This is a genomic window from Paraburkholderia sp. GAS32 (assembly GCF_050434225.1).
Taxonomy (GTDB): Bacteria; Pseudomonadota; Gammaproteobacteria; order Burkholderiales; family Burkholderiaceae; genus Paraburkholderia; species Paraburkholderia madseniana.
This window is the reverse complement of the sequence record NZ_JBNPVS010000041.1, coordinates 44454-68206: the sequence shown is the minus strand read 5'-3', so window position 1 is coordinate 68206 and position 23753 is coordinate 44454. Positions and strand designations below refer to the sequence as shown.

24 protein-coding genes are annotated in these 23753 nt (G+C 62.5%); 14 read left to right on the top strand and 10 right to left on the bottom strand.

Annotated features, from left to right (window positions below; genetic code table 11):
* Positions 1-30 precede the first annotated feature (30 nt).
* Positions 31-819 carry a TetR/AcrR family transcriptional regulator gene (locus tag P3T25_RS36115; RefSeq protein ID WP_154561562.1) on the top strand — a complete coding sequence of 263 codons (789 nt, stop codon included), beginning with the start codon at positions 31-33 and terminating at the stop codon, positions 817-819.
* A gap of 13 nt (positions 820-832) precedes the next feature.
* On the opposite strand, the gene P3T25_RS36110 is transcribed toward P3T25_RS36115, so the two are convergent.
* The gene (locus P3T25_RS36110) at positions 833-1555 is read right to left on the bottom strand and encodes a ribonuclease activity regulator RraA (protein WP_266239159.1); all 723 of its coding nucleotides are present in this window, start codon (positions 1553-1555) and stop codon (positions 833-835) included.
* A gap of 492 nt (positions 1556-2047) precedes the next feature.
* On the opposite strand from P3T25_RS36110, the gene P3T25_RS36105 reads away from it, so the two are divergent.
* The gene (locus P3T25_RS36105; RefSeq protein ID WP_154561558.1) at positions 2048-2557 is read left to right on the top strand and encodes a response regulator; all 510 of its coding nucleotides are present in this window, start codon (positions 2048-2050) and stop codon (positions 2555-2557) included.
* A gap of 112 nt (positions 2558-2669) precedes the next feature.
* Here the strand turns inward: P3T25_RS36105 and P3T25_RS36100 are convergent, their stop codons facing one another.
* Both P3T25_RS36100 and P3T25_RS36095 read right to left on the bottom strand, forming a co-directional pair.
* Complete coding sequence (locus P3T25_RS36100; RefSeq protein ID WP_154561556.1) at positions 2670-3248, bottom strand: Fur family transcriptional regulator; 579 nt, start codon at positions 3246-3248, stop codon at positions 2670-2672.
* Positions 3249-3371: 123 nt separating this feature from the next.
* On the bottom strand, positions 3372-3998 hold the full coding sequence (locus P3T25_RS36095) for a glutathione S-transferase family protein (RefSeq protein WP_154561554.1): 627 nt from the start codon (positions 3996-3998) through the stop codon (positions 3372-3374).
* Between the two features lie 246 nt (positions 3999-4244).
* Here P3T25_RS36095 and P3T25_RS36090 point away from each other — a divergent pair, with 246 nt between their 5' ends.
* Positions 4245-5948 carry an ATP-binding domain-containing protein gene (locus P3T25_RS36090; protein WP_429361831.1) on the top strand — a complete coding sequence of 568 codons (1704 nt, stop codon included), beginning with the start codon at positions 4245-4247 and terminating at the stop codon, positions 5946-5948.
* 7 nt (positions 5949-5955) lie between these two features.
* Here P3T25_RS36090 and P3T25_RS36085 read toward each other — a convergent pair whose 3' ends face one another.
* Positions 5956-6903: a phosphoribosyltransferase gene (locus tag P3T25_RS36085; protein ID WP_154561550.1), complete on the bottom strand. Its 948-nt coding sequence runs from the start codon at positions 6901-6903 to the stop codon at positions 5956-5958.
* Positions 6904-7210: 307 nt separating this feature from the next.
* On the opposite strand from P3T25_RS36085, the gene P3T25_RS36080 reads away from it, so the two are divergent.
* Together P3T25_RS36080 and P3T25_RS36075 are read left to right on the top strand one after the other, a co-directional pair.
* On the top strand, positions 7211-7759 hold the full coding sequence (locus tag P3T25_RS36080) for a molybdopterin-dependent oxidoreductase (RefSeq protein ID WP_266239208.1): 549 nt from the start codon (positions 7211-7213) through the stop codon (positions 7757-7759).
* Positions 7729-9597 (top strand): ATP-binding response regulator, encoded by a 1869-nt coding sequence (locus tag P3T25_RS36075; RefSeq protein ID WP_429361828.1) that lies wholly within the window; start codon positions 7729-7731, stop codon positions 9595-9597. The genes P3T25_RS36080 and P3T25_RS36075 overlap by 31 nt, the downstream gene beginning before the upstream one ends.
* 80 nt (positions 9598-9677) lie before the next feature.
* On the opposite strand, the gene P3T25_RS36070 is transcribed toward P3T25_RS36075, so the two are convergent.
* The 3 genes from P3T25_RS36070 to P3T25_RS36060 all read right to left on the bottom strand — a co-directional run bounded on the left by P3T25_RS36070 (position 9678) and on the right by P3T25_RS36060 (position 12421).
* A complete protein-coding gene (locus P3T25_RS36070; protein ID WP_266239161.1) occupies positions 9678-10532 on the bottom strand; it encodes a helix-turn-helix domain-containing protein in 855 nt (284 codons plus the stop codon).
* A 291-nt stretch (positions 10533-10823) separates the two neighbouring features.
* Positions 10824-12164 carry a type II toxin-antitoxin system HipA family toxin gene (locus P3T25_RS36065; RefSeq protein WP_429361826.1) on the bottom strand — a complete coding sequence of 447 codons (1341 nt, stop codon included), beginning with the start codon at positions 12162-12164 and terminating at the stop codon, positions 10824-10826.
* Positions 12165-12166: 2 nt separating this feature from the next.
* Complete coding sequence (locus P3T25_RS36060; protein ID WP_054036490.1) at positions 12167-12421, bottom strand: helix-turn-helix transcriptional regulator; 255 nt, start codon at positions 12419-12421, stop codon at positions 12167-12169.
* 206 nt (positions 12422-12627) lie between these two features.
* Between P3T25_RS36060 and P3T25_RS36055 the strand changes: the two genes are divergently transcribed.
* The 4 genes from P3T25_RS36055 to zwf all read left to right on the top strand — a co-directional run bounded on the left by P3T25_RS36055 (position 12628) and on the right by zwf (position 16448).
* The gene (locus P3T25_RS36055) at positions 12628-13260 is read left to right on the top strand and encodes a C39 family peptidase (RefSeq protein WP_171927018.1); all 633 of its coding nucleotides are present in this window, start codon (positions 12628-12630) and stop codon (positions 13258-13260) included.
* Between the two features lie 95 nt (positions 13261-13355).
* On the top strand, positions 13356-13613 hold the full coding sequence (locus P3T25_RS36050; RefSeq protein ID WP_154561538.1) for a hypothetical protein: 258 nt from the start codon (positions 13356-13358) through the stop codon (positions 13611-13613).
* Positions 13614-13810: 197 nt separating this feature from the next.
* Positions 13811-14764 (top strand): bifunctional Delta(1)-pyrroline-2-carboxylate/Delta(1)-piperideine-2-carboxylate reductase, encoded by a 954-nt coding sequence (lhpI, locus tag P3T25_RS36045; RefSeq protein ID WP_154561536.1) that lies wholly within the window; start codon positions 13811-13813, stop codon positions 14762-14764.
* Between the two features lie 202 nt (positions 14765-14966).
* Positions 14967-16448, top strand: a complete 1482-nt coding sequence (gene zwf, locus P3T25_RS36040; protein WP_266239162.1) for a glucose-6-phosphate dehydrogenase — start codon at positions 14967-14969, stop codon at positions 16446-16448.
* 117 nt (positions 16449-16565) lie between these two features.
* Here the strand turns inward: zwf and icmH are convergent, their stop codons facing one another.
* The 3 genes from icmH to tssJ form a co-directional block, all read right to left on the bottom strand.
* The gene (icmH, locus tag P3T25_RS36035; protein WP_093638426.1) at positions 16566-17345 is read right to left on the bottom strand and encodes a type IVB secretion system protein IcmH/DotU; all 780 of its coding nucleotides are present in this window, start codon (positions 17343-17345) and stop codon (positions 16566-16568) included.
* Positions 17342-18688, bottom strand: coding sequence for a type VI secretion system baseplate subunit TssK (gene tssK, locus P3T25_RS36030; protein ID WP_093638429.1), 1347 nt, complete (start codon positions 18686-18688; stop codon positions 17342-17344). The genes icmH and tssK overlap by 4 nt, the downstream gene beginning before the upstream one ends.
* A gap of 108 nt (positions 18689-18796) precedes the next feature.
* Positions 18797-19423, bottom strand: a complete 627-nt coding sequence (gene tssJ / locus P3T25_RS36025; protein WP_154561597.1) for a type VI secretion system lipoprotein TssJ — start codon at positions 19421-19423, stop codon at positions 18797-18799.
* Positions 19424-19786: 363 nt separating this feature from the next.
* On the opposite strand from tssJ, the gene P3T25_RS36020 reads away from it, so the two are divergent.
* The 5 genes from P3T25_RS36020 to tssE all read left to right on the top strand — a co-directional run bounded on the left by P3T25_RS36020 (position 19787) and on the right by tssE (position 23712).
* Positions 19787-20479 (top strand): tetratricopeptide repeat protein, encoded by a 693-nt coding sequence (locus P3T25_RS36020; protein ID WP_154561530.1) that lies wholly within the window; start codon positions 19787-19789, stop codon positions 20477-20479.
* A 37-nt stretch (positions 20480-20516) separates the two neighbouring features.
* Positions 20517-21065 (top strand): type VI secretion system contractile sheath small subunit, encoded by a 549-nt coding sequence (gene tssB / locus P3T25_RS36015; protein ID WP_154561528.1) that lies wholly within the window; start codon positions 20517-20519, stop codon positions 21063-21065.
* A gap of 18 nt (positions 21066-21083) precedes the next feature.
* Complete coding sequence (tssC, locus tag P3T25_RS36010) at positions 21084-22574, top strand: type VI secretion system contractile sheath large subunit (protein ID WP_429361821.1); 1491 nt, start codon at positions 21084-21086, stop codon at positions 22572-22574.
* 72 nt (positions 22575-22646) lie between these two features.
* Positions 22647-23150: an Hcp family type VI secretion system effector gene (locus tag P3T25_RS36005; protein WP_054036475.1), complete on the top strand. Its 504-nt coding sequence runs from the start codon at positions 22647-22649 to the stop codon at positions 23148-23150.
* A gap of 82 nt (positions 23151-23232) precedes the next feature.
* Positions 23233-23712 carry a type VI secretion system baseplate subunit TssE gene (tssE, locus tag P3T25_RS36000; RefSeq protein ID WP_054036473.1) on the top strand — a complete coding sequence of 160 codons (480 nt, stop codon included), beginning with the start codon at positions 23233-23235 and terminating at the stop codon, positions 23710-23712.
* The last annotated feature ends 41 nt before the right edge of the window (positions 23713-23753 follow it).

Genomic DNA, 23753 nt, shown 5'->3' with positions numbered 1-23753 from the left:
GACATTGTGTCACTCGTCAAATTGAATGCAATGGCAAGGATTACGTCAGATGACCGGGAAGTGAAACGCCCGCCGCGCAGCACGGCCGCCGCGAAGGCGCGAAAGCTTTCGAAGCCGGCGTCAGCCGCGGTGGGCGATGCTGCGAACGCTTCGATTCCCGCACCGCCGCCCGCGCTCACACGGCGACCGGGCAGGCCTTCGGGCTCGGCGCGCGGCCCGGAGCAGCGCAGCCGCCTGCTGGACGCCGCGCTCGCCCTGTTCGCGCGGCAGGGCATCGTCGACACCACGCTCGGGGAGATTGCCCGTGAGGCGGGTTTCACGCCGGCGATGATGCATTACTACTTCAAGACGCGCGATCAATTGCTCGACGTGCTGATCGACGAGCGTTTCGCGCCGCTGCGCGCGGGGATCGGCGTGCCGTTTCAGGAAAATCCCGACGATCCGGTGGCTGCCATCACGCAACTCGCGCAGCGTTTGGTGAAGACGGCGAGCGACAATCCGTGGTTTCCGTCGCTGTGGGTGCGCGAAGTGATCAGCGACGGCGGCCTGCTGCGCCAGCGCATGCATGAACGGTTCGGCGACGCGAATCAGAAGGCGTCGCTGTCAGCCATCGCGCGCTGGCAAAAGGAAGGGCGCCTGAATGCCGGGCTGGAGCCGTCGCTGGTATTCGTCACGCTGCTGGGTATGACGATTCTGCCGCTGGCCACCTCGAAGCTGTGGCGTAACGATCCCGCTCGGTGCAACATCGGCAGCGAGGAGATCGCCCGGCATGCGGTGGCCTTGCTGGTGCAGGGCGTCGGTCCTGGCAAAGCGGACTGACACACTGCCGGACTCACTCAGAAATACGTTTCTGCCGCCACGCCTCATACGCAGCCTTCGTTTTTTCGTTCGGCGGATAAGTGCCGGGCAGGGCGGCGCCCTCACGAATACGCTCGGCGAGAAACACTTCGAGTTGCTCCTGCTCGGCGGCGGCTTGCGCAACCTCGGCTGCCATTTTGAGTGGGATTACCACCACGCCGTCCGCATCGCCCACGATCACGTCGCCGGGAAACACCGCTACACCGCCGCAGCCGATCGGCACATTGATATCCACCGCGTGATGCCGGATCAGATTCGGCGGCGCGCTTGCGCCGGCACAAAACACCGGCATGCCAAGCGCGGCGATTGTCGTGCTGTCGCGCACCGGACCGTCGGACACCATGCCCGCTACGCCGCGCACCTGCAACCGCTGCGAGAGGATCGAACCGAACGAGGCGCTGCCTCGCTCGCCGCGGCAATCCTGCACGAGCACATGGCCGGCCGGAATGGTCTCGACACATTTGCGCTGTGCGTACTCGGGATCAGCAAACAGTTCGAGCACGTCGATGTCCTCGCGCGAGGGAATATTGCGTAGCGTGAAGGCCGGCCCGACCAGATTCGTGCCACTGTGCGCGGCGAGCGGCGCTACGCCCTGCATGAACGCATTGCGCAGGCCGCGCTTGAACAACTGGGTGGTCAGCGTGGCGGTGCTGACATGACGGAGTGTTTCAAGCGTGGCGGAGTCGAGATCGGACATGGTGTCGGGCGGCCTCAGGTTTTAGGGGCGGAGAGATGGCGCTCATATGACGTGCTGCGTCGCAGCGGCAGAACATAACGCAGCCGCTGCGATCTCGCGCACACGATCATAGCGCCGCCGTGGATCGTGCGGCAGGCTCGCGCAACCATGCTGACGTAACGACGAATCTGGTGAAGCCGGCGAGGCACGCAACGTGCTACCTGAGGAGTGGATTTGAACGCCGTGCGAGAGGCATAACCGCGCCGGCGTCGCAATAGAACATGAATGTCGGAGCAGACGCTGAGGCGGGCAAGGCGATGGACGTGGGTTTGCAGCAGCCACCGCCACGGCGAATCGGGTGTCGGCATTGGTCAGCCAGGGCAGTGGAGCCGAGGGTCGGTTTTTCATCGGCGTGCAATTTTGGCGCGTTACTGTGCGCACGCGTTGCGCCGGGGCCATGTTTTACAATCGCGGGCCTGCATGCAACTCGACGCATGAAATCGAGTCGGAACCATGGACAGCAATACCGCAGCCGCGCAAATCGGCAGCAAACAGCAGGGCGATACGTTGGCCGAGTCTGATGGCCTAACCGGTTTTTTAGAGCTACAGCAGAACATGAACGGAGCATTGAGACTCGATCAGGCCACGATCGTGCTCGTCGAGGACGACCCGGATAGCCGGGAATCACTGGCCTTGTTACTCGAGGCGGAAGGTGCGCATGTCGTCGCAGTGGCGGATGCGGAAGAGGGCGTCGAAGCGGCGCTGCGGCTGTTACCTGACGCCGTGGTGTGCGACCTCGAATTGCCGGCCATGGACGGCTTTTATCTGATCCAGCGGCTGCGCGATCACGAGATTCGCGGTGACCATGCACCTTCGGTGGCCGTGGCGCTCACGGGTCATACCGACGACGCTTACCGCTTACGCAGCATCGGCGAAGGCTTCCAGCATTTCATGACCAAGCCGGCATTGCCGGAAGACCTCGTGACACTGTTGCACGACGCGATCGACGCCCGCGCGGGCTGAGGAGCGGCCTCGCGGCCGAGGGCGGTTTCTTGCCGCCGCATCGTCGGCGGCAAGCTTTCGTCTGGCGAAACGGTCCGCAATCAGACTGCAAACCTGATGGCAGGCGCCGCTGTTATTTGGCGACGGCGACCGGTGCGGCAGCGCTGGCGCTGGCCGCTTCCGCTGCCTGACACGCGGAACACAATCCCTTCAATTCGATTTCATCGCTGGCAAGGCGGTAACCCGCGTCTTCGATTTGCGTGACGAGCGCCTGGCGCAGCTTCGGCTGATGCAACTCGGTGACGTTGCCGCATTGCTGGCACACCACCAGAATGCCGTGCTGGCATTGCGTCAGGTCGTGGCAGACGGTAAACGCATTAATCGATTCGATCCGGTGCACGAGCCCTGCCGAGAGCAGAAAATCCAGCGCCCGGTAAACCGTAGGCGGCGCCGAGCCCGGATGGATCTGGCGCATGTCGTCGAGCAGCGAATAAGCTTTGGTGGCGCGCCCGGAATTCAACAGCAATTCGAGCACTTTGCGGCGGATCGGTGTGAGTTTTTCGCCGCGTTCGCGGCAATATTCTTCCGCGAGAGTCAGTGCGGCTTCCTGCGATTCACCGTGCGCAATGTGCGTGTGCCCCGGCTCATGATGATGAGCGGAGGCGGCAGGCGTGGTTTTGTCGGCGGTCGCGGCGGGCTTGGCGGTCTTCATGCGTGGATTATAAAGGCCATCGGGCTTGGCTGTGCCGGTGTGCGGCGCACCTGCCGGTCGCGGCTGGACGCCGCGGCGGGGCATGAAGTCGCTCATCAAGCCGCCCAATGGCTGCCGGATCGTTCAAGTCAGCGGGAAATCGATGTATTTCTTGAAACCCGGGCGTGTCGCAAGCCGCGAATACCAATGCTCCAGATTCGGCAACGGCGGGCGTTCGACGCCGTCCAGTCCGAACCAGCGTTTCGCGTACGCGCCGATCACGATATCGGCGAGCGTGAACTTTTCGCCTTCGAGAAAGAAGCGGCCTTGCAGATGGTTATCCAGCAGGCGCCACAGCAACGTGACCGCGCCGAAGTCGGTAGCGAGCTTGTTGGCGTCGCGCTCGGCGGCAGGCGTGCGCACGAGAGTCCAGAAGACGGGCTTTTCCGCGGGTTGTAGCGTGGTGAGCGACCAGTCGAGCCAGCGGTCGACGCTGGAGCGCAATTTCGGTTCGGACGGATACAGGAGACTCGATTCGCCGTATTGCAGCACCAGATAGCGCAGGATCGAGTTCGATTCCCACAGCACGAAGTCGTCGTCGACCAGCGTCGGAATTTTACCGGTCGGGTTCATCGCCAGGTAGTCGGGCTCGTTGTTGCGGCCGAATTTCAGGCCCGCGTCGATGCGTTCGTACGGCAGCACCAGTTCGTCGCAACACCACAAGACTTTCTGTACGTTGACCGAGTTGGCGCGTCCCCAGATCGTGATCATCCGGTAAATCCTTTCTTTATATTGACAGTTGGCAAGCCGCGCGTGGCGCGCGGCGTTCAGCCAGTAACGATACACGATGCGCATGGATTTGCGCGCCGCCAGCCCGCAATCTGCTGCGTGAAGTGTTGCCCGGAGCCTGGTCCGAAGCACCTTGCCCATAGAGGTCCGTGTATCGCCCGACGTGCCATGCCGGCAACGCACGGGCGTTGCGTACAATGTGCGCACCCGAACACGACGAGGCACCGCATGGCCCGCATTGTCCCCGACGACTGGAAGAGCCTCGCCGCCACCGGTGCGGCGGCACGCGAACGCGAGACCCTCGCCTTGCTGGAAGAAGCGCTTCCCGATGGCTACACCGTCTATCACGGCGTGCACTGGACCCGTCTGAACCAGAACTTCTCGGTGTTCGGCGAGGCCGACTTCGTGATCGTCAGCCCGGCTGGGCGCGTGATGATCGTCGAACAGAAAACCGGTTTCCTGCGCGAAACGCCCAAGGGGCTCGTCAAGGTCTATCTTCAGACGGAACGCAATGTGGCGATCGCGCTCGCGCATACCGTCGAAACGCTGCACCGGCGCTTCACCGCGGCGTTCGGCGCGGGTACATATTTCATCGAAGAACTGCTGTATTGCCCGGACCACATCGTCAAGGACGCGGCGATTGCCGGCGTGAATCCCGCGCGGATCGTCGACGCGACGCGCAAGGACCGGCTTGCCGCGATCATTCGCGAAGCCTTGCCGGCGGACGAAGCGCGCCTCGCCTGCGCACCGAAAATCCATCACTTTCTCGCCGACGAACTCTCGCTTACGCCCGACGCCAGCGCGCTCGTCGGCCAGGCCGGCACGCTCGTCACGCGTCTGGCCGGTGGCCTCGCGACCTGGGCGCGACGGCTGGAGTTTTCGCCGTTCCGGCTGCGCGTGATCGGCACGGCCGGCTCCGGCAAGACGCAACTGGCGGTGCAGGTGATGAAGGACGCGGCGGCGCGTGGTCAGCGGCCTTTGTACGTGTGTTTCAACCGGCCGCTCGCGGATCACATTGCGCGGGTCGCGCCGCCTGAGGCAAAGGTGGCGAACTATCACCAGCTATGCGACTGGGTCGCGCGCGACGCGGGCCGCGAGCCGGATTTTCAGTCTGGCGACGTATTCAAACAGCTTGAAACGACTTTCGCCGAAACGCCGATCGACGCGCGCTGGCAATTCGACGTGCTGATCGTCGACGAAGGGCAGGATTTCCAGCAGCCGTGGGTGGCTGCACTCGAGCGTCTGTTGCGGCCGGGCGCCGCGTGGTGGTGGCTCGAAGATCCGCTGCAGAATCTGTATATGCGCGAGCCTGTCGAGTTGCACGGCTGGACCACGCTGAAAGAGACTACCAACTACCGCAGCCCGCGTGACATTCTCGATTATGTGCGGGACGTGGTCGGCGCCTCGGTGCCGGTCGCGGCGGGTTTGGCCTCGGGCAGTCCGTTCGACGGCTCCGATATTTCGCTCTCCGTCTACGACGAAGCGAACGCCGCCGAAGGCAGCATCGAGGCGACCAAGCGGGCGATCACGCAGGCCTTGTCGCTCGGCTTTCGCAAGCAGGATATTGCGGTGCTGTCGTTTCGCGGCCGCGAAGGCTCGGCGATGACCGCGCAGGATCATCTCGGACCACATCGGTTGCGCAGTTTTACGGGTAAATACGATCTGTTCGGCAACCCGGAGTATCGCGAAGGAGATGTGCTGTTCGAGTCGATCTACCGCTTCAAGGGGCAGGCGGCGCCGTGCGTGATTCTCACGGAGGTCGACTTCGAACTATTCGACGAACGGATTGCACGCAAGCTGTTCGTCGGCGCCACGCGTGCGACGATGAAGCTGATCATCGTCGCCTCGCAGCGGGCCGCGCAGCATCTGCATCTGCGTGATGGTAAAGAGCTCAGAGAAACCAGAGAACTCAGAGAGGCGAAAGAAGCCTAGCCGCCGCTCACGTCCACGCGCGCGCCCCCACCAGCATCCCCGTTTGCGTAAGCGCGTCCCACCAGATCACGCGCAGTAACGGCGCTTGCTGCGCGATCAGCAGCGCCTGCACCGGATCGCTCTCGACAAAATGCGTGACACCGCCGCGCAACGCCGCCGCAGCCTTGTGAGCGGCGGCGCCGGCGGCACTTTCGTCGTGCGTCCCGGGCGTGCGCATCACCAGTTGCATATGACCGAAGCCGTGCCGCGCGAGCCACGCTTCGGTGCGCGCGCGATCCAGTTCCGGCCGGCCGGTGATGATCGTGCGCACGCGTTGCAGATCGATGCCCGGCAGCACCTCGAACGGCAGCAGCGCGTCGCGTTCGGCGAGCGCCGCGGCCAGATCCTCGTCGTAGCGTGCGAGCGGCACGTCGGGTAGCAGAATGCCGTCGAGGTCGATTGCGTAGGTGGCGTATTCGTGATCGTCGGCCATGGCGGACGCAGCGCCCGCTTCAACGCGCTCCCAGTCTTCGCGATAACGCTCGGTGTAGGCCTGGCGCTCCCACGGAAACAGCGCGAAGTAGCCGCGGGCGTCGATCGCGTAGTCGGGTTGCGTGCGGCTCAGGTCGTCGACCGCGGCGGTCAGCGTTCTGACGTCGAGGCCATGCTGCTGAAGGAAAGCGATGCAATCGGTCAGCGTAAAGCCACGCCCCGCGATGTCCTCGCACAGCAGCACTTTCGAGCCGGCGGGCGGGATCGGCAGCGTCGAATCCCAGGCGACCGTGCGCGACTGGCGGTCGTAACGCAGAAACGCCACCGGCGTGCCGGCCGCATGCGAAACCATCAGCGCAAGCGGCGCGCCGCCACGCAGAATGCCGATCGCCATGGTGAAACGCTCCGCCAGCAACGCGGGTTGCAGCGATTCGATCCAGCGATCGAGTTGTTCGTACGTCAGGGGCAAAACCGGCTTGTTCATGACTCTCGGGGCGTCGCGGTGCGCGGGTCGGGCAGGTGTCCCGTAGACGGAGAGCGGCGCGCGGCGCAGCGCGGCGGCAGGTCCCCGTTTTTGAGACAAAGAATTTTGGCGATATTATGCATGCGGTTCAAAGATCGCGCGTCGGGGTGACGCGCGCCGCCGGACGGGGCGTGTCGCAAAGACCGCCGCCGCGGCGGCAAACGGGCAAGGGCAACGGCGAGGATGCTGCAGGTCCGCTGGCCGGTTGAGCCGGCGCAGCGCAGCCGCCCGCAAAATAACAAACGATGGAATGACCAAACAGATGAAGATGACCAAGGCGGGCATAGCGGTGAATGGCAGGAAAGGCGTGGTCCGGGGCGCATGGTGGGGGCTGGGTCTGCTCCTCGCTTTCGCCGCGTGGAGCATGCAGGCACAGGCGCAGGCAGAGTCGTTGCCGCTATCGCTCGATGTGAAGGGCAAGATCAGCAAGACCAACGATGCGACGCACCAGTTGTATCACTTCACCGACGCGCAACTGCTCGCGCTGCCAGCTCATTCGATTACGACCGCCACCACCTGGACTCCGCGTTCCACCTTCACAGGACCGCTGCTCGCGGATATCCTGAAGACAGTCGGCGCATCCGGCAGCGCAGTCGAGATCCATACGCTCGACGACTATACGTACACCATTCCGGTGACGGACTGCGATCGCTACGGCGTGGTCGTTGCGTACAGCATGAACGGCCGGCGCCTGAAGATCAGCGACTTCGGGCCGCTGTTTCTTATCTATCCGCGCGACGCGTTTCCCGATGAACTCATGGGCGCGGCGGGCGATTCTAAATTCGTATGGCAGATCAAGGCACTCATCGTCAAATAACACGCCGCCCCTTGCGTCGTGTCCTCTATGTGTTGATCTGGCTGACCGCGCTGGCGGCGCCGGCAGGCGCGATCGGCTATCTGTTGTACGCGAACCTGCTCAATCCGCGCGCCACCGAACAGTTGACCGGTCAGTACGATGGTTTCTATTGGGACGCAGCGCAACTGCAGATCGCCTACGCGCGTTTCGAGAACCAGTTGCTGCTGTATCAATCCGGTGTCGACGACGACTATCCGCGGCTCATGCTGCGCTACCAGTTGCTGCAATCAAAGCTGCACGTGATGGCCGGTTCGACACGCAGGCTGACTACTCAGCTCGCGCTGCTGCAACGGCAACAGGACGAAATCCAGTCGCTCGATCATTTGCTGGATGGGATTCAGCCTGAGGTGGATGCGTTGCCGAAGGACCGCAGCCGCGCCGACAAGATTGTCGTGGAGTTGCGTCAGCATTGGAACGAGGTCAACGATCTCGCGTTGAGCCGCCGTTTCGCCGACGTGGCCGATCGTGAGGCGATGAACCGCGATTTCATCGACAAGCGCCGTATGCTGTTCGCAGGCGGCCTGTTGCTGCTGTTGTTGTCCGCGGCCGCGACCACACTGTTGGTGCTCAACGGCCGGCGCCGCATGCGCCTGATGCATCAGCAGCACGCGGCGCTTGAAGCGGAGCATCAGGCGAGCCGCGCGGCACGCGAGGCGAGTCTCGCGAAGGATGCGTTTCTCGGCATGATCAGCCACGAACTGCGCACGCCGTTGCATGCGATCGTGTCGTCGATCGAATTGCTGGGCTTCAACTATCACTCCGAGGCCGACCGCAAGGTGATCCAGCGTCTCGAAACCGCGGGGCGGCATCTGGAAGCACAGATGAAAGACCTGACTGACTACGCGCGCCTCGGCGCCGGCAAGCTCGAGTTGCGTCACGAGCGTTTCGAGCCGCGCGAGCTGCTGGCGTCGATCGTCGACGAACACGCGATGTCGGCCGCCGCGCGCGGGCTCAAGCTGGAAAGCGAGGCAAGCGGCATGAGCGGCCTCGTCGATTCCGATCCGCACCGCATCCGCCAGATCGTCAACAACCTCGTCACCAACGCAATTCGCTACACCGAAACCGGCACGGTCCGCGTGCAACTGAGGCAGCGGCCGGCGGTCCTGATCTTCGTCGTCAGCGATACGGGGCCGGGCGTGCCGCATGAGCAAATTCCGCTGATCTTCCAGGAGTTCACGCAACTGGACGCGTCGCGCACGCGCCGCTTCGAGGGCGCGGGGATGGGGCTCGCGATCGTGCAGGGGCTGGTCAGGCTGTTCGGCGGTGCCGTCGACGTGGCGAGCGCGGTGGGCGAGGGCACGACCTTTACGGTGACGATCCCGGTCACGCCGGTCGCGGCAACCGTGCCGCCCGGCGTGACGGCGCAGGCCGAACCAGGCGGCGCGCGCCCGTGCGTGTTGATCGTCGACGACAACCGGCTGATTCGCGAGTCGCTCAGCGAAATGATCGCGCACATGGATTTCGACGCGCACGCCGTTTCCAATGCCGACGATGCACTCGCGTGGCTCGACGCGCGTCGCTGTGACGTGGTGTTGCTCGATCTGCATATGCCGGATCGCGACGGTTATACGTTCCTTGCGGATTTCGCGGCACGCGGGGGGCCATCGTCGGGTGTTCCAGTGATCGTGGTGAGCGCGTATGCGCCAGAGGCGGATAGCGTAGGTAGTGCGGGTGGGGCGGCAGGGGAAGCGGGAGAAGCCGGCTTGCAGCCGTTCTTTGAAGCGTTATTAAAGCCAGTACATTACGAGGAACTGCGCAGTGCGTTGCAGCGAGCTTTGGCTTCGCGGCATACGGTGTGACGTGACGCCTTGAGGAAACGCAGTTGGAGGAGGGCTCAACCTGAGCACGCACCTTCAGCCGCTTGCCGGCGTATGCATCATCAAGGCCGGTTGAGGCGCTTGGACAGATCGGCGACCAGGATCGCCATACGCGCGGGCTTTTCATAGCACGCAACGTCGTAATTGCGAATGACCTCGCTGATCTCCGATTCGCTGGCCTTGCCGGTCAGCAGTTCGCCGGTCAGCACGAAAATCGGCGCGTCCGGATTCTCTGATGCCCGCACTGCGCGGATCGCTGCCGCCGAGGTCTGTGAGCCGAACAGCCAATCGATCACAACGCCGTCGAAGATCTGCGTTTGCAGTTGTTCGGCAAACGCCGCGAGGCCGTAGATCGCCACCGCCGCGAAACCGCTGCCCTCGAGATAGTCGCGCAGGTTGTCGGCGGAGGCCTGATCGTCGTCCACCACGGCGATGGTCGGCTTGTCGGTCTCGGCGCGGCGCGGATAGATCTCGATCTTGTGGACTTCGTAGGCGCTTTGGTAAAGCGTGCCGTCGTGGCGCGCCACGCGCCATTGGCCGAGCTTCGAGTACGCGACAAATTCAGGGCGGCTGCCCGGTTCGAGCGCGGCGCCGACCCATGCGGTGCAGGCCAGCTCGATCGCGCCGACGCAGAACACCGCCTCCTGGGCGATGGCGCCGACCATGCCTGGATCGAGCGACTGTGCGCCGAATAGCTGAGCGGCAGGTTCGCCGAACACCTCGGCAACCTTCTTGATCTGCGAGAGAGTCCACGGGCTGTTGCCGCGCAGCTTGCGGTGTCCCTGCGAAAAACTCAGATCGAGGATGCGGCATAGCTCAGTGGTCTGCTGGCGTTTGCCGATTCCATGCCGGCTCATCAACTCGCGCACGCGCTCGGCGACGGCAATGGAGTCAGGTGAGTTTGTTTCGTTGGTCATACTGCGTGAGGATCTGCCTTCTTGAAGGGTGGCTGGGGGCATGCGATATGGCACGCGCAGCGCGGCCACGCACATTGGATGCGCATTGACGCGGCTACGCGGGGGACAGCAAATGTACCGCAAAAAGTCTCACGGCCTGTGTTTTGGTATGACTGCCGCCAAACCTGTCGGTGCGAGGTGCGAACGGACACATTCGGCGATCTGTTTATGCTTTTAGCATCGAATGTATTTTACCGATTAAACCGGGCGGAATCTGTAAGTAATTCCGATTGAATTTACCCTCACCCGCCGTTACGCGGGCGGCATTGTGTCGAGCTTGGCCGCCGAGTTTTTCAGGCCTTTGAAAATCCGCTCGGCAACCTTGCCCGGAAAGCGCTCGGGCAATTCGGCCGAGACCCGCGCGATGACCGCCGGCGTCTGTTCGATCAGCCGCTGGATCAACGGTTCGGCGTTCGCACCGTATGAGCACCTTGGCGCCATGGTGTTGAAATGGCGCCGCTGCACGTCGCGGAAGGCGTCGTGTTTGCTGCGCGACCACATCGCCATGGCGAGCCTGGCCTTGAACCATGACCACTGGTTCGGGCCGTTACCCTCCACCGGCCAGATCGACATCACGTCGTAAAGCGGCGTGAGACGGTACTGACCGCCCGCCAGCAGGCGAATGCTGAAGTTCTTGGCGTGGCCGTCCGGCGCCGCCAGCATCCAGAACAGGATCTGGCTTGCCAGCAGCGTTTCGATGTCCTGTTGCGCCGACACCGATTGCTGGAGAATCCGCGCGAGGTCCAGCAGGCCCGGACCGCCTTCGTTTTCGTACTTGCGATGCGACGGCACGCCGTACACCTGGCAGAAGTCCTCCTGCGGCAGGCGCAGCAGCCATTGCCCGCTCGAATGCAGTTGCCGGTCGAAGCGTTCGACGCTCAGCACCCGCTGCTTGCCGAACGTCATGATCTCGGTGTTGGCCACCGGCAGGCCATAGACGCGCAGAATCCGCAGACACAGCCATTCGTTTTCGACCGAGGTGCTGAGGTCGGCGAGCTTGTTGCCGACCAGCCCGAGCGGCAGCTTGAAAATGTGCGTGGTAGGCGTGGCGCCATGCGGGCGCTGCCACTTGCCGTCGTGCCACAGCAGGGCGGTTTTCTCCTGCGCGCCGGCGAGCGAGATGCGGAAATCGTCTGCTTCGTCGGCTGCGCCGAGGGCGGGGTTGCTGACGGTGCGCGCCAGCATGGTCTCGATCTCGCTGTCGGAGAGCGGCGTGCCCTCGATGCGTTCGACGCCGGCCGGCGCGTCGTCTTCGGCCAGCAACTGGACGGCGCCCACGCAATCGCGGCCGATGGCTTGCAGCAGATCGAATGCATCGAGCGTATCAGTCTGGTAGCGCTGGGCGATGCGCTTTCTGATGGCCTCGCTGTCGGGCAGCAGATTGTCGAAATAGTTGAGCACCCGTGGCCCTTTGTTCGCCACGTTGCTCGGCGCGAACGGCAGCGAGAGCGAAAGCGGCCGGCCCGCGGGCGAGGCGACCCATGCGGGGTCGTAAGCGAACTCCATGGGGCCGCGGGTGGGCAGGCGCCAGACGCCGACGCGCTCGCCGTTGGCCCACACCGAAAGCGCCCGCGAATGCGTTTGGCGGCCCATGCTTACCACTCGACCAAAGGCGCCGGTTCAGGCACCGGCTGGTTCTTGTCGCGTACCTGCAATTGCAGGCCGTAGGCGCCGCACAGCGCCAGCAATTGTGCGAGGGTAAGGGCGGTGGCGTCGGTTTCCAGCGCCGAGATGCGGCTCTGGCTCACGCCGATGCGCGCGGCGGCGTCAGCCTGGGTGAGGCCGGCCTGGCGCCGACCGGCAGCGAGCAGTTGGGCCATTTGGTCCGGCGTGGCGACAAGGTGGATCATGGCAAATTATCCGCGAGACGAATAAACACACTTTATGCGTCACACAGATATTTGTCAAATATTCGTGTGACGCATATTCGACAAATATCTGTCTGGCGAATAAACGGCAAATATCTGCATGACGAATAAATTCCGTATGCGTGCGCTCCGCTGGGCCGGCCGTGTAGCATGCTGTGAAAATATTTGCCACCGACTCCGCGCGATTCATGAACCAACCGACACTACGCCACACCGAGGTGCCGTACCACACGCAATGGGGCAGCCCCGAATGGGTGCGCCACATCGTCGAACAAGAGGGCGACCCATGCGACGATCCACACTGGCAGCAGAGCGGTTTTGCCGACCCGGAGCGTTACCGTTTCTGGGCGAAACGCCTGTGCGGTCTGACCTGCCTCGAATCCGCGCTCGATTACTGGCGCATCGAACACGCGCCGCGCGCCGCGTTGCTGGACGAAGCGTTGCGCCACGGCGTGTACCGGCTGCGTGACGACGGTGGCGTCGACGGTTTGATCTACCAGCCGTTCGCCGACTGGCTCGGCGAGGCATTCGGTATTCAGGTCGAAGTGCTGCCGCAGGCGCCGCTCGAAGAGATCGCCGTGCGCATCGACGGCGACACGCTGGCGATCGTTTCCGTGAGCCCCGAGATCCGTTATCCGGAGCGGCCGAATCAGAGCCAGGGCGGGCATCTGATCCTGCTGCACGGGCGCGATCGCGATGGCGTATGGTTTCATAATCCGTCGGGCATTGCGCCTCACCAGGCGGATGTCTATTTGCCGTTCGCCACGGTGGCGCGTTTCTACGCAGGGCGTGGCATGACGCTCACCCGCAGCGTGCGCTAGATACGGCAACCGGCAAGCCGCACGGCGAACGCAATGATCGGGCCCGTTTTCTGCTGAGGAGCTTCACGCCGACTTTTGCGATACCGGAGCCCGTCATGAAGCGAACCTATGCCGTGCTTGCTGCCGGCCTCGTCGCGCTCGGCGCCGTCACCGCAGCGCATGCGGCTACCCAGGACGACCGGGCCAAGGCCTGTCGCAGCGACGCGATGCATTTCTGCGCCGCCCACATCCCGAGCAAGGCAAAAATCACCGCCTGCATGAAGCAGCACCTCGACGAACTCAGTCCGGCGTGCCGCGCGATGTTCGAGGACGGCAAGAAAGACGACGCCAAAGACGACGCCGTTTCGCAATGACCCTAGCGGCGGCGCGCCGCTGCTTTTCGGTAAGGCAGGCCAATTCCTGCGCTGCAGCCGCGTGCCCGCGTTCCCGCGATCCGGCCCCACGGCGCGCAGCGCGTCGTAGAATCGCTTGTTCCCGATTCCCGGAACAGCCGCGTGTCTGGTGCGCTGAATCGAACGCATCAACTCGCCTGGACAGGAAAAGCCCGCATATGACCCGCCCGACCACACAGATTTTCGACGCTGCCGCCACCGCGCGGCTGATTCCGTACGCGACGCTCGTCGACGCATTGAGGCGTGCGAGCATCGACTACGCACAGCAACGGGTTGTGAGTCCTGAACGGCTCGTCGTGCCGCTCAACGAGGGCGGCATCATGCTATCGATGCCGGCCACCGCGCCCGATCTCGCGATCCACAAGCTGGTCAACGTATGCGCGAGCAATCGACCACGCGGCATCCCGACGATCCACGGCCAGGTGATGGCCTTCGACGCCGATACCGGCGAGACGCTCTTCATCCTCGATGGCCCGACGGTGACCGGGCGCCGCACGGCGGCGATGTCGATGCTCGGCGTACGCACTTTCGCGCCGGCAAGGCCGCGCGAATTCCTGCTGATCGGCACCGGCACGCAGGCGGTGAATCATCTGGAAGCGATCGGCGAATTGTTTCCCGACGCTCGCGTGTGGGTGAAGGGCAGTGCGCCCGCGCGGGCCGAAGCGTTTTGCGCCGCACATGCTGCGCAGGGTGCGCATGGCGGCAGCGCGCACGAACTGCGACCGCTGGCCGACTCCAACGCGGCCATCCCTGATTCGATCGACGTGGTGATTGCGCTGACCACCAGCAAGCAGGCCGTCTACGACGAAGCCGCGCGCGCGGACCGGCTCGTGATCGGCGTCGGCGCGTTCACACCGGCTATGGTCGAGATCGGCGCGCGCACGATCGCAGGCAGCGCGCTGTTCGTCGACGACGAAGCCGGCGCGAGGCATGAAGCCGGCGATTTCATTCAGGCCGGTGTCGATTGGGCGCGGGTCGGTGGAATTGCCACCGTGGTGGACAACGCCGCTTTGTTGCCGTCGAAACAACCGATTGTTTTTAAAAGTGTCGGCTGCGCGGCGTGGGATCTGGCGGCCTGCCGCGTGGCGCGCGAAGCCTTGTCAGGCGCCTGATCGCGGACCGTTCGCAGCGTCCGGCACGTTGCGGTTCGCAGGTCCTAATTGGCATCTTGCGCCAACCTGCGGCACATGTTGCCGTGCAAACAATCTCAAAACGTTGCACCATAGGCGTTTGCCAGAAAAAAGCGCCGGTCCGCCGGCGTTTTTTGCCCTTTGTCTGTTGACTTGACGCCTACCACGACGCTGCGATCGCGCTATGACGACCCAACACGCTTCAGCCACTCCCAACCTGCCGCTCGACATGATCATCTTCGGCGGCACCGGCGACCTGTCATTTCGCAAGCTGCTGCCCGCGCTCTACATGGCGCATCTGCACTGCAATCTGCCGCCGGACACCCGCATTATCACGATCGGCCGCAAGCCGTGGTCGCGTGAGGAGTACATCAGCGAATTCATGGAAGCGAAGGCGAAGCCCTTCATCGAAAAGAAGGCGTTCGATGCCACCGCCTGGGACAAATTCCTCGCGCTGTTCGAGTACGTGCGCATGGACGTCGATTCGGTCGAGGACTACCAGCGTCTGAAGGAAGTGTCGCGCGAAGGCGTGCGGCGCGTGTTCTATCTCGCGACCTCGCCGGATCTGTTCACGAATATCTGCGAAAACCTTTCGGCGGCGGGATTGGTCGACGAGAATTCGCGGGTGGTGCTCGAGAAACCGCTGGGCCACGATCTGGCGTCCGCGCAGGAGATCAACACGGCGGTTGGCAAGCATTTCAGCGAGGCGCAGATCTATCGGATCGATCATTACCTCGGCAAGGAAACCGTGCAGAACCTGATGGTGCTGCGCTTTGGCAACGCGATTTTCGGTCCGTTGTGGCAGGCGCCGTATATCAAGCGCGTGCAGATCACCGTGGCCGAAGAGGTCGGGGTGGGCAGCCGCGCGGGCTTCTACGATAAAACCGGTGCGCTGCGCGACATGGTGCAGAACCACTTGCTGCAGTTGCTGTGCATCGTCGCCATGGAGCCGCCGGTGTCGCTCGATCCGGATGCGGTGCGCGACGAGAAGCTCAAGGTGCTGCGCTCGCTGCGCCCCATGACGCCCGAGGATATCGCGCGCGATACCGTGCGCGGCCAGTACACGGCCGGCGCGGTAAACGGCGAGCCGGTGAAGGGCTACCTCGAGGAAGACAATGTGCCGGCCGGCAGCCGCGCCGAGACTTTCGTCGCGCTGCGCGCGCATATCAACAACTGGCGCTGGGCCAACGTGCCGTTTTACCTGCGCACCGGCAAGCGTCTGCAGAAGAAGGTATCGGAAATCGTTATCGAGTTTTCCGAATTGCCGTTCTCGATCATTCCGAGCGGTGGGCGCAATTACGGCAACCGTCTCGTGATCCAGTTGCAGCCGGAAGAGTCGATCCAGTTGCAGATGCTCGCGAAGGAACCCGGCAGCGGCATGCACATGTTGCCGGTGAATCTGAACCTGGACTTGCAGCAGGCTTTCACCGAGCGTCGCGCGGAAGCATACGAGCGTTTGTTGATCGACGTGATTCGCGGACGCCTCACGCACTTCATGCGCCGTGACGAACTCGAAGCCGCATGGGCGTGGGCCGAACCGATTCTGGATGGCTGGGCCAAGTCGGGCGACAAGCCGCGTGGTTATACGGCAGGCACGTTTGGGCCGGCTGCGTCGACGGCGCTGATGGCGCGTGAAAACGCCGTGTGGGCGGAAGAGTCGCAGTAAGCGGAGCAGGCAGTCAGGCGTCGGCGGTACGTCGACGCTTCGAAGCGTTCGTCTCGCACTAAAAAAGGCGGCCCGTTTTCACGGGCCGCCTTTTTCGTTACGCGTTGCCGTTCTGATTTACGGCAGCGAAATCGTCAACGTGGCCGATTGCGGGCCGAGCTTGACCACCTGCGAATACGGAGCGAGCGTGCGCAACGTCTGATCTTTCAGGTAAGTGTTCAGGCCGAGATAAGCGAGCAGCCCAACCAGCGCGAACACCGCGCCGATCGACCACAACGGCACCTCGCGCTTGAGCCGGTGCGCCACCTGATCCGGCAGCGGCCAATGCGGCGCGAACGGTGCGCGCTTGCCTTTCATATGCGCGATTTCGTCGCCGATGCGTGCGGTCAGATAGGCGAGCTTCTCCGGTCCTTCGAGCAGATACTTGCCCTGGAAGCCGAGCAGCAGGCACATGTGGAACACTTCGAGCGACTGTAAACGCGCGGCACCCTGCGCGCGGCATTCCTCGAGATACTGGAAGAATTTCTCGCCTGCCAGTTGCTCGCCGAACAGCACCAGTTGCAACGGCCGACGCTCCCATTCCGTGCGGATCTTGAAGGTGGATGACAACACCGATTCGTCGATGGCGGCGCAGAACGCAAACTTGGACGCGTAGACATCTTCCGCCGACGCGTTGAGCTTTTTCGCACCGCGCTCGAAGTCGCCGAGAAACTGCTGGATGCGCTGGCTGAATTCGTGCGCGTCGCCAGGCTCGCGGCCGTTCTTCAACAGAAACAGCATGAAGAAGCCGTCGTAGAGCAGATCGAGCAGCGAGCGGACCTGATAGCTCGGCTCGGTCATGGGGGCGGGCGTCGCGGCAGGCGTGCTGCCGCCAAACAGGGAAGGCGCGTAGCTCATGATGTGACGGCGATCAGTTCGAGTTGAAGATCGTTGATGCCCGACGGCGCGTAGATCATTGCCGATTGGGCCTGCAACATGCGGTCATACAATGCGCCGCGCGATTCGCAAGAGAAGTAGCATGCGCCCGGCCGCACCGGAATGGCGGGCGGCACTTGCGGCGTGTAGACGAGGCGCACGCCCGGCATGGCCGAGAGCACCAGCTTGTCGACGTCGTCCGGCGCGCCGACCTTGAAGCGGGCGGGTACGGCTTCGACCAGTTCAGCGGTTGGCATGTCCGCGGACACCGCGATGTAGAACATCGTTTTGTCGTCGATCTTGCCCGAGTCGAGACGGCCTGCATGGAACGACGGACGCACTTCTTCGAGCGCGATCGCGAAGTAACGCGTGGAGATCACGGTTTCGAGCAGATCGCGCAGGATCGTGTCGAGACGCGCAAAGCCGGGGCCGGGATCGTCATGCCGGTAAGCCGGCAGGTCGGACAGCGCATAGCCCTTCGAAAACGTCATCAACTGGCCGGCCAGACGCAGCAACTCCTGGAACAGGCGTTCAGGATGCAGCGCCGAATGCTGATAAAGATGCGCGAGCGAGGCAAACGCGGCGCTCGCGGTGTGCAGCAGCCAGAACGACGCGATGTCGCCGGAGCGGAACTCGATGATGTTCTTGGTCGGCTCGCGGTGAAAACCATACAGTGCGTTGACCTTGGCCTGCAGCGCGTCGATCAGTTGACGCAGCCGTTGATGCAGGATCGGCGACGCATCGATCGCGAGGCAGGGCGGCACGAACGTGTCGTCGATTTCAAAACCCGAGGTGGCGGTGCGGCGAACGCGCACGAGCGGCACCGACAGCAACTGGTCGCGCGGCTCGCTATGCGCAATGAGTTTGACGCTGGTCTTCAGGAAGGTGATGTCGGCTTCGGCGGCGTCGGTGAAATGATCGGCCACCGGTGTTTGCTCGCTGACGTAACGCGATACGAAGCCTGCATTGCTGTCTTGTGAATAGTTCGCGCCGGCTTCGCGCAACGGATGCAGCGCGAGATAGAAGGTAAATTCGTTGATGCCGTCTGGCAGCGTGTCGAGCGCGATCGGCGGTGGCAGGCCGTCGGCTTGCGGCGCTGAGTAGAGCGCGCCATCCGGAAACACCAGCGAGAGTTCGCTCACGCGCAGCACGTTGCTGCCGAGTGCGTCGCGGTCGAAGCGCGCCGAACGCACGCCCCAGTTGTACGGCTGGATCGCCTGGATCGATTCGAACAGGCGCGCCTCGTGATAGGCGTCCTGACGCTGAAAATGCTGCGGCCTCAGAAACAGGCCTTCCCCCCAGAGCACTTTTGCTGAATAACTCATCTCAAACCTGTTATATGCGTTCAGCGTGTGACGCGTCCGGAGATAAACGATTCGAACGCCACATTGTTAATTCTCTAAAAACTGTTAAATCGTATTTGCACGGCATCTTTAGCCGCAGCTTACCGAAGAAAGCATATTCAACGGCTGGGCGGGCAATCCCTGTTCTGGCGGGATCACAGTGCCGTTGGTCACCGTCATTGCACAGTTATGCAGGCCGATCATTATGCCGGATTTCTCCGACTTCGCCGGGTCGAAGGCGAATTTCCAGCGTTGCATGGCCGGATCGCGGAATAGAGCGACGATACCGAATGCCTGCGCTTCACGCGAGACTTTTTCGGTGACGACGTAACGTTGACCGGGGATCAGTGTCACTTCGCGCACGCCCAGCAGATCGCCACCCAGTATGGTCTTTTCCTTGGCCGGATCGGTAAAGGCGTCGAATGGCGCCTGCTGGAATGAAGTGGGGTCTTTCAGCACGTAAAGCCGCACGACCAGCGCCAATGGGCGGTTGTCATTGGCGGCATTCAGATTTGACGCGGCGTATAACGTGAGGCCGACATTACGTGGTGGCTTTTGCGCATCGGGTACGTCGGGCTTACCGAGGCCGCTCGCCTGCAAAACCGCGTTGGCAGCGGCTCCCAGCGCCGGCACGGCGGCCGCGCAGCCGCCCAGCAGCGCGCACGCCGCGGCGGTTGCAATCAATAGCGATGCATGGCGAACAAGACGCGAATTCATATACATCGACCGGCTCGGCGCCGTCCCCCGTCAAAACATCAATAACGAATTCAATCCCGCAAATTTGCAGCAACGCTATGCCGCGTAATGCCGCTTTATGCAAAGTGCATTGTTCTATGGCACTCGCGTGTTTGCAGGTCGGTAGGCGGAAATTTTTTCCGCTCTCCACAATGCGGCTATTGCGCCAGGAAACAATTTCTGCATGTTTCGTTTAAATCATCCACATGCATTTTTTTTGTGCAATGCTTCTTCACACGAAAGTTGAATTATCGAAAATTGGCCTGTACTATACCCGCGCAGTTGAAGCAAAGCAAAACTCCGGTTTCTCCTTGAATTAAAAAAATCGCACGTCGGTGAAAAACGATGAATGAGCGTCTGTTAGTAAAACTATCTGGGGTAGTGTTGGCATGCGGCGTGATTGCCGGTTGCGCGACACAGGGCAACAACACAGCGACCACACCGGAGGCTTTTAATAAGCAACTCGCGGACGCGGATACCGTCGCCAAGGGCGGTGATCAGGATCGCGCCATCGCGCTTTATCAGCAATTGTCAAAATCCGATCCGACCCGTGAAGAACCGTGGTCGCGCATTGCGCAGATCCAGTTTACTCAGGGTCACTACGGTCAGGCCATCGTCGCCGCGCAAGAAGCGCTGCAGCGCGACCAGACGGATCGTCAGGCCAAGAGCGTGCTGGCGGTAGCCGGCCTGCGCGTGGCCACGCAATCGCTCGGCGAACTGCGTCAGGATGCGTCGCTCGCGGGTGATGCGAAGTCGGACGCGCAAGCGCTCGCCAAGCAGTTGCGCGACACGCTCGGCGAAGCCACGTTGTTCCCGCCTGACCCGAACGACAAGCCGGCCGTGAAGAAGAAGCGCATCGTTCGCCACGTCGTTGCCAAGGGCAAGGCCGGGGATACGCCGGATGCCACCACCAGCGCAGCGGCTCCGGCCGCTACGCCGGCGGCCCCCGCGGCGCCTGCCGCCCCGGCTGCGCCTGCAGCACCCGCCAAAGCCGCACAAAGCGGCGGCGCGTCCGACCCGTTCAGCGCGCTGCGCTGATCCACACGCCTGACCTATCTGCATCCGGGAGCCGACGATGGCGAAGAAAGAAAGTATTCAGAAGCGTTTGCAAAAAGTGCGGCCTCCGCGCGTTCAACTGACGTACGAAGTTGAGCGCGGCGATGCGATCGAGATAAAGGAGTTGCCGTTCGTCGTCGGCGTGGTTGCCGATCTGGCAGGGCAGTCCGAAGTCGAGCAGCCGAAGTTGCGCGATCGTAAGTTCGTCAATATCGACCGCGACAATTTTGACGACGTGATGAAAGCGATCGAGCCGCGCGCTGCGTTTCAGGTGGAAAACCGCCTGAGTGAGGCGGGCGGCAAATTTGCAGTCGACTTGCGTTTCAAGTCGATGGCCGATTTCAATCCGGATGAGGTGGTCGCGCAGATCGAACCGCTGCGCCGTCTGCTCGATGCGCGTTCGAAGCTGGCCGACCTGCGCAACAAGCTGGCCGGCAACGACAAGCTCGAGGACCTGCTGAGCGAAGTGCTCAACAACACGCAGCAGTTGCAGACGCTGGCGAAAGATCAGGGCAACGCAGCAGACCAGCACGCCGGCGCGCCGGATCACGACAAGCAGGGCGAATAAGTACGTACGGGGTGTGAGATGAACCAGCAAACGGCAGCAGCCCAACTCGCCAGCGTGCAGAGCGGCACGGAATCCATGCTGCTCGACGAAATCGTCGAGAAAAGCCGCGTGGCGAAGTCCGATTCCGAACACGCGCGCGCGAAAGACCTGATCGGCGAGCTCGTCCACCAGGTGCTCGACGGCACGGTGGTCATGTCCGACAACCTGTCGGCCACCATCGACGCGCGCGTCGCGGAACTCGACCGCCTGATCTCTGCGCAACTGAGCGCGGTGATGCATGCACCGCAATTCCAGCGCATGGAAAGCACGTGGCGCGGCCTCGACTATCTGTGCAAGGAAAGCAATACCGGCTCGACGGTCAAGATCAAGGCGCTGCACGCGCCGAAGCGCGACCTCGTGCGCGACTTCAAGAACGCGATCGAATTCGACCAGAGCGCACTCTTCAAGAAGGTGTATGAAGAAGAGTTCGGTACGTTCGGTGGCGCGCCGTTCGGCACGATCATCGGTGACTTCGAAGTGACGCGTCAGCCGGAAGACGTGTACTTCATCGAACAGATGGCGCATGTCGCAGCTGCGGCGCACGCACCGTTCATCGCATCGGCGTCGCCTGAACTGATGGGTCTCGAAACGTTTGCCGATCTCGGCAAGCCGCGCGATCTCGGCAAAGTGTTCGATACCGTCGAATACGCGAAGTGGAAGTCGTTCCGCGACTCCGAAGACTCGCGCTATGTCGGCCTGACCTTGCCGCGTTTCCTCGGCCGCCTGCCTTTCAATCCGAAAGACGGCGCCACGGCGGAAGGCTTTAACTTCGTCGAAGACGTGGACGGCACCGATCACAGCAAATACCTGTGGTGTAACGCAGCGTGGGCATTTGCCGCCCGCCTGACGGCTGCATTCGACGACTTCGGCTGGTGCGCGGCGATTCGCGGCGTGGAAGGCGGCGGTCTGGTTGAAGACCTGCCCACCCACACGTTCAAGACCGACGACGGCGAAGTTGCGCTGAAATGCCCGACCGAAATCGCGATTACCGATCGCCGCGAAAAGGAACTGAGCGACCTCGGTTTCATTCCGCTCGTGCACTGCAAGAATTCGGATTACGCCGCGTTCTTCGCCGCGCAATCGGTGCAGAAGCCCAAGAAATACAGCACCGATAGCGCGAATGCGAACGCCGTGCTGTCCGCGCAGCTACAGTACATCTTCTCGGTATCGCGCGTCGCGCACTACCTGAAGGCGATGATGCGCGACAAGATCGGCAGCTTCGCATCGGCGCAGAACGTCGAAGTATTCCTGAACCGTTGGATCTCGCAGTACGTGCTGCTGGACGACAACGCGACTCAGGAGCAGAAAGCGCAGTTTCCGCTGCGCGAGGCATCGATACAGGTCTCGGAGATTCCGGGCAAACCTGGTGCGTATCGTTCGGTCGCATTCCTGCGTCCGCACTTTCAACTGGACGAGCTGTCGATCTCTTTGCGGCTTGTCGCTGACCTGCCGAAACCGGCAAATTCATAAACGAAGTCAGAAAGCCCGTGCCGGCCGCACGGGCAGGCTGTTAAAACCACCTCTTTGGGGAGTCGATGAGTTATGAAGGACATCTATTTAAAATTCGGCAATCCGGCGATCAAAGGCGAGTCTGCCGATAAAGATCATGCTGGCTGGATCGAAATCGATTCGTGGAGCCACTCGATTACGCAACCGCGTTCGGCAACGGCTTCAACGGCGGGCGGTCACACGTCCGAGCGTTGCGAGCACGCTGACATGCAGTTCACGAAAGACATCGACGTGGTCAGCCCGCTGATCTATCAACACGCATCGGGCGGCACGACGTTCGACGAAGTGACGATCGACTTCATGCGTTCGGATGGCGAAGGCAACCGCATCAAGTACCTGGAAGTGAAGCTCAAGTACGTGATCATCTCGAGCGCTACGCCAAGCGTGGTGGGCGAAGGCCTGCCGACCGAACAGTTCTCGCTGAAATACGCTGCAGTGCAGTGGAAGTACACGCAGCAGAAGATCGGCGGCAACCAGGGCGGCAACGCGCAAGGCGCATGGAGCCTGACGAAGAACGACAAGACGTACGCGGTCTGATGCCGGGGCGCACGCGGCGCGCGCCTGAAAAGGCTGACGCCCGCCGCGCGCGCCTCGCATCGAACCGGTTTTTCGGACGCTGATGAAACGCTTCGAACCCAGCTTTCTCGACAAGCTGTTCGACGACGAACCGCATCTGCCGGCTTCCCCGGCGATGCGGCAATTGTCGTTGGACGAGCTGAAGGCCACCGTTGCGCGCGACGTCGAGGCAATCCTGAACACCCGGATTGCCCTGACCGAGCACGAGCTGGCGGCGCTGCCGGAATGTCAGCGCTCGGTGCTCACGTACGGGCTGAACGATTTCGCGGGCTTGAGCCTGGCGAGTCACTACGACCGCACGTTTATCTGCAAATCGATTCAACAGGCCATCGCACGGCATGAGCCGCGCTTGCAGCAGGTGGCGGTCACGCTCGAATTGAACGAACAATCCACCAACGCGCTGAACTTTGCGATTCAGGCGTTGCTGGTGGTGCACCCGGCGGAAGAACCGGTGAGTTTCGATGCGATGCTGCAGCCTTCCACGCTGCAGTATTCGGTGACGCGCGCACGCGCGAAGCTTTAGTACCTGCGTTTTAGTGTTTTGAGTACCGCTTTGTCGTCGCC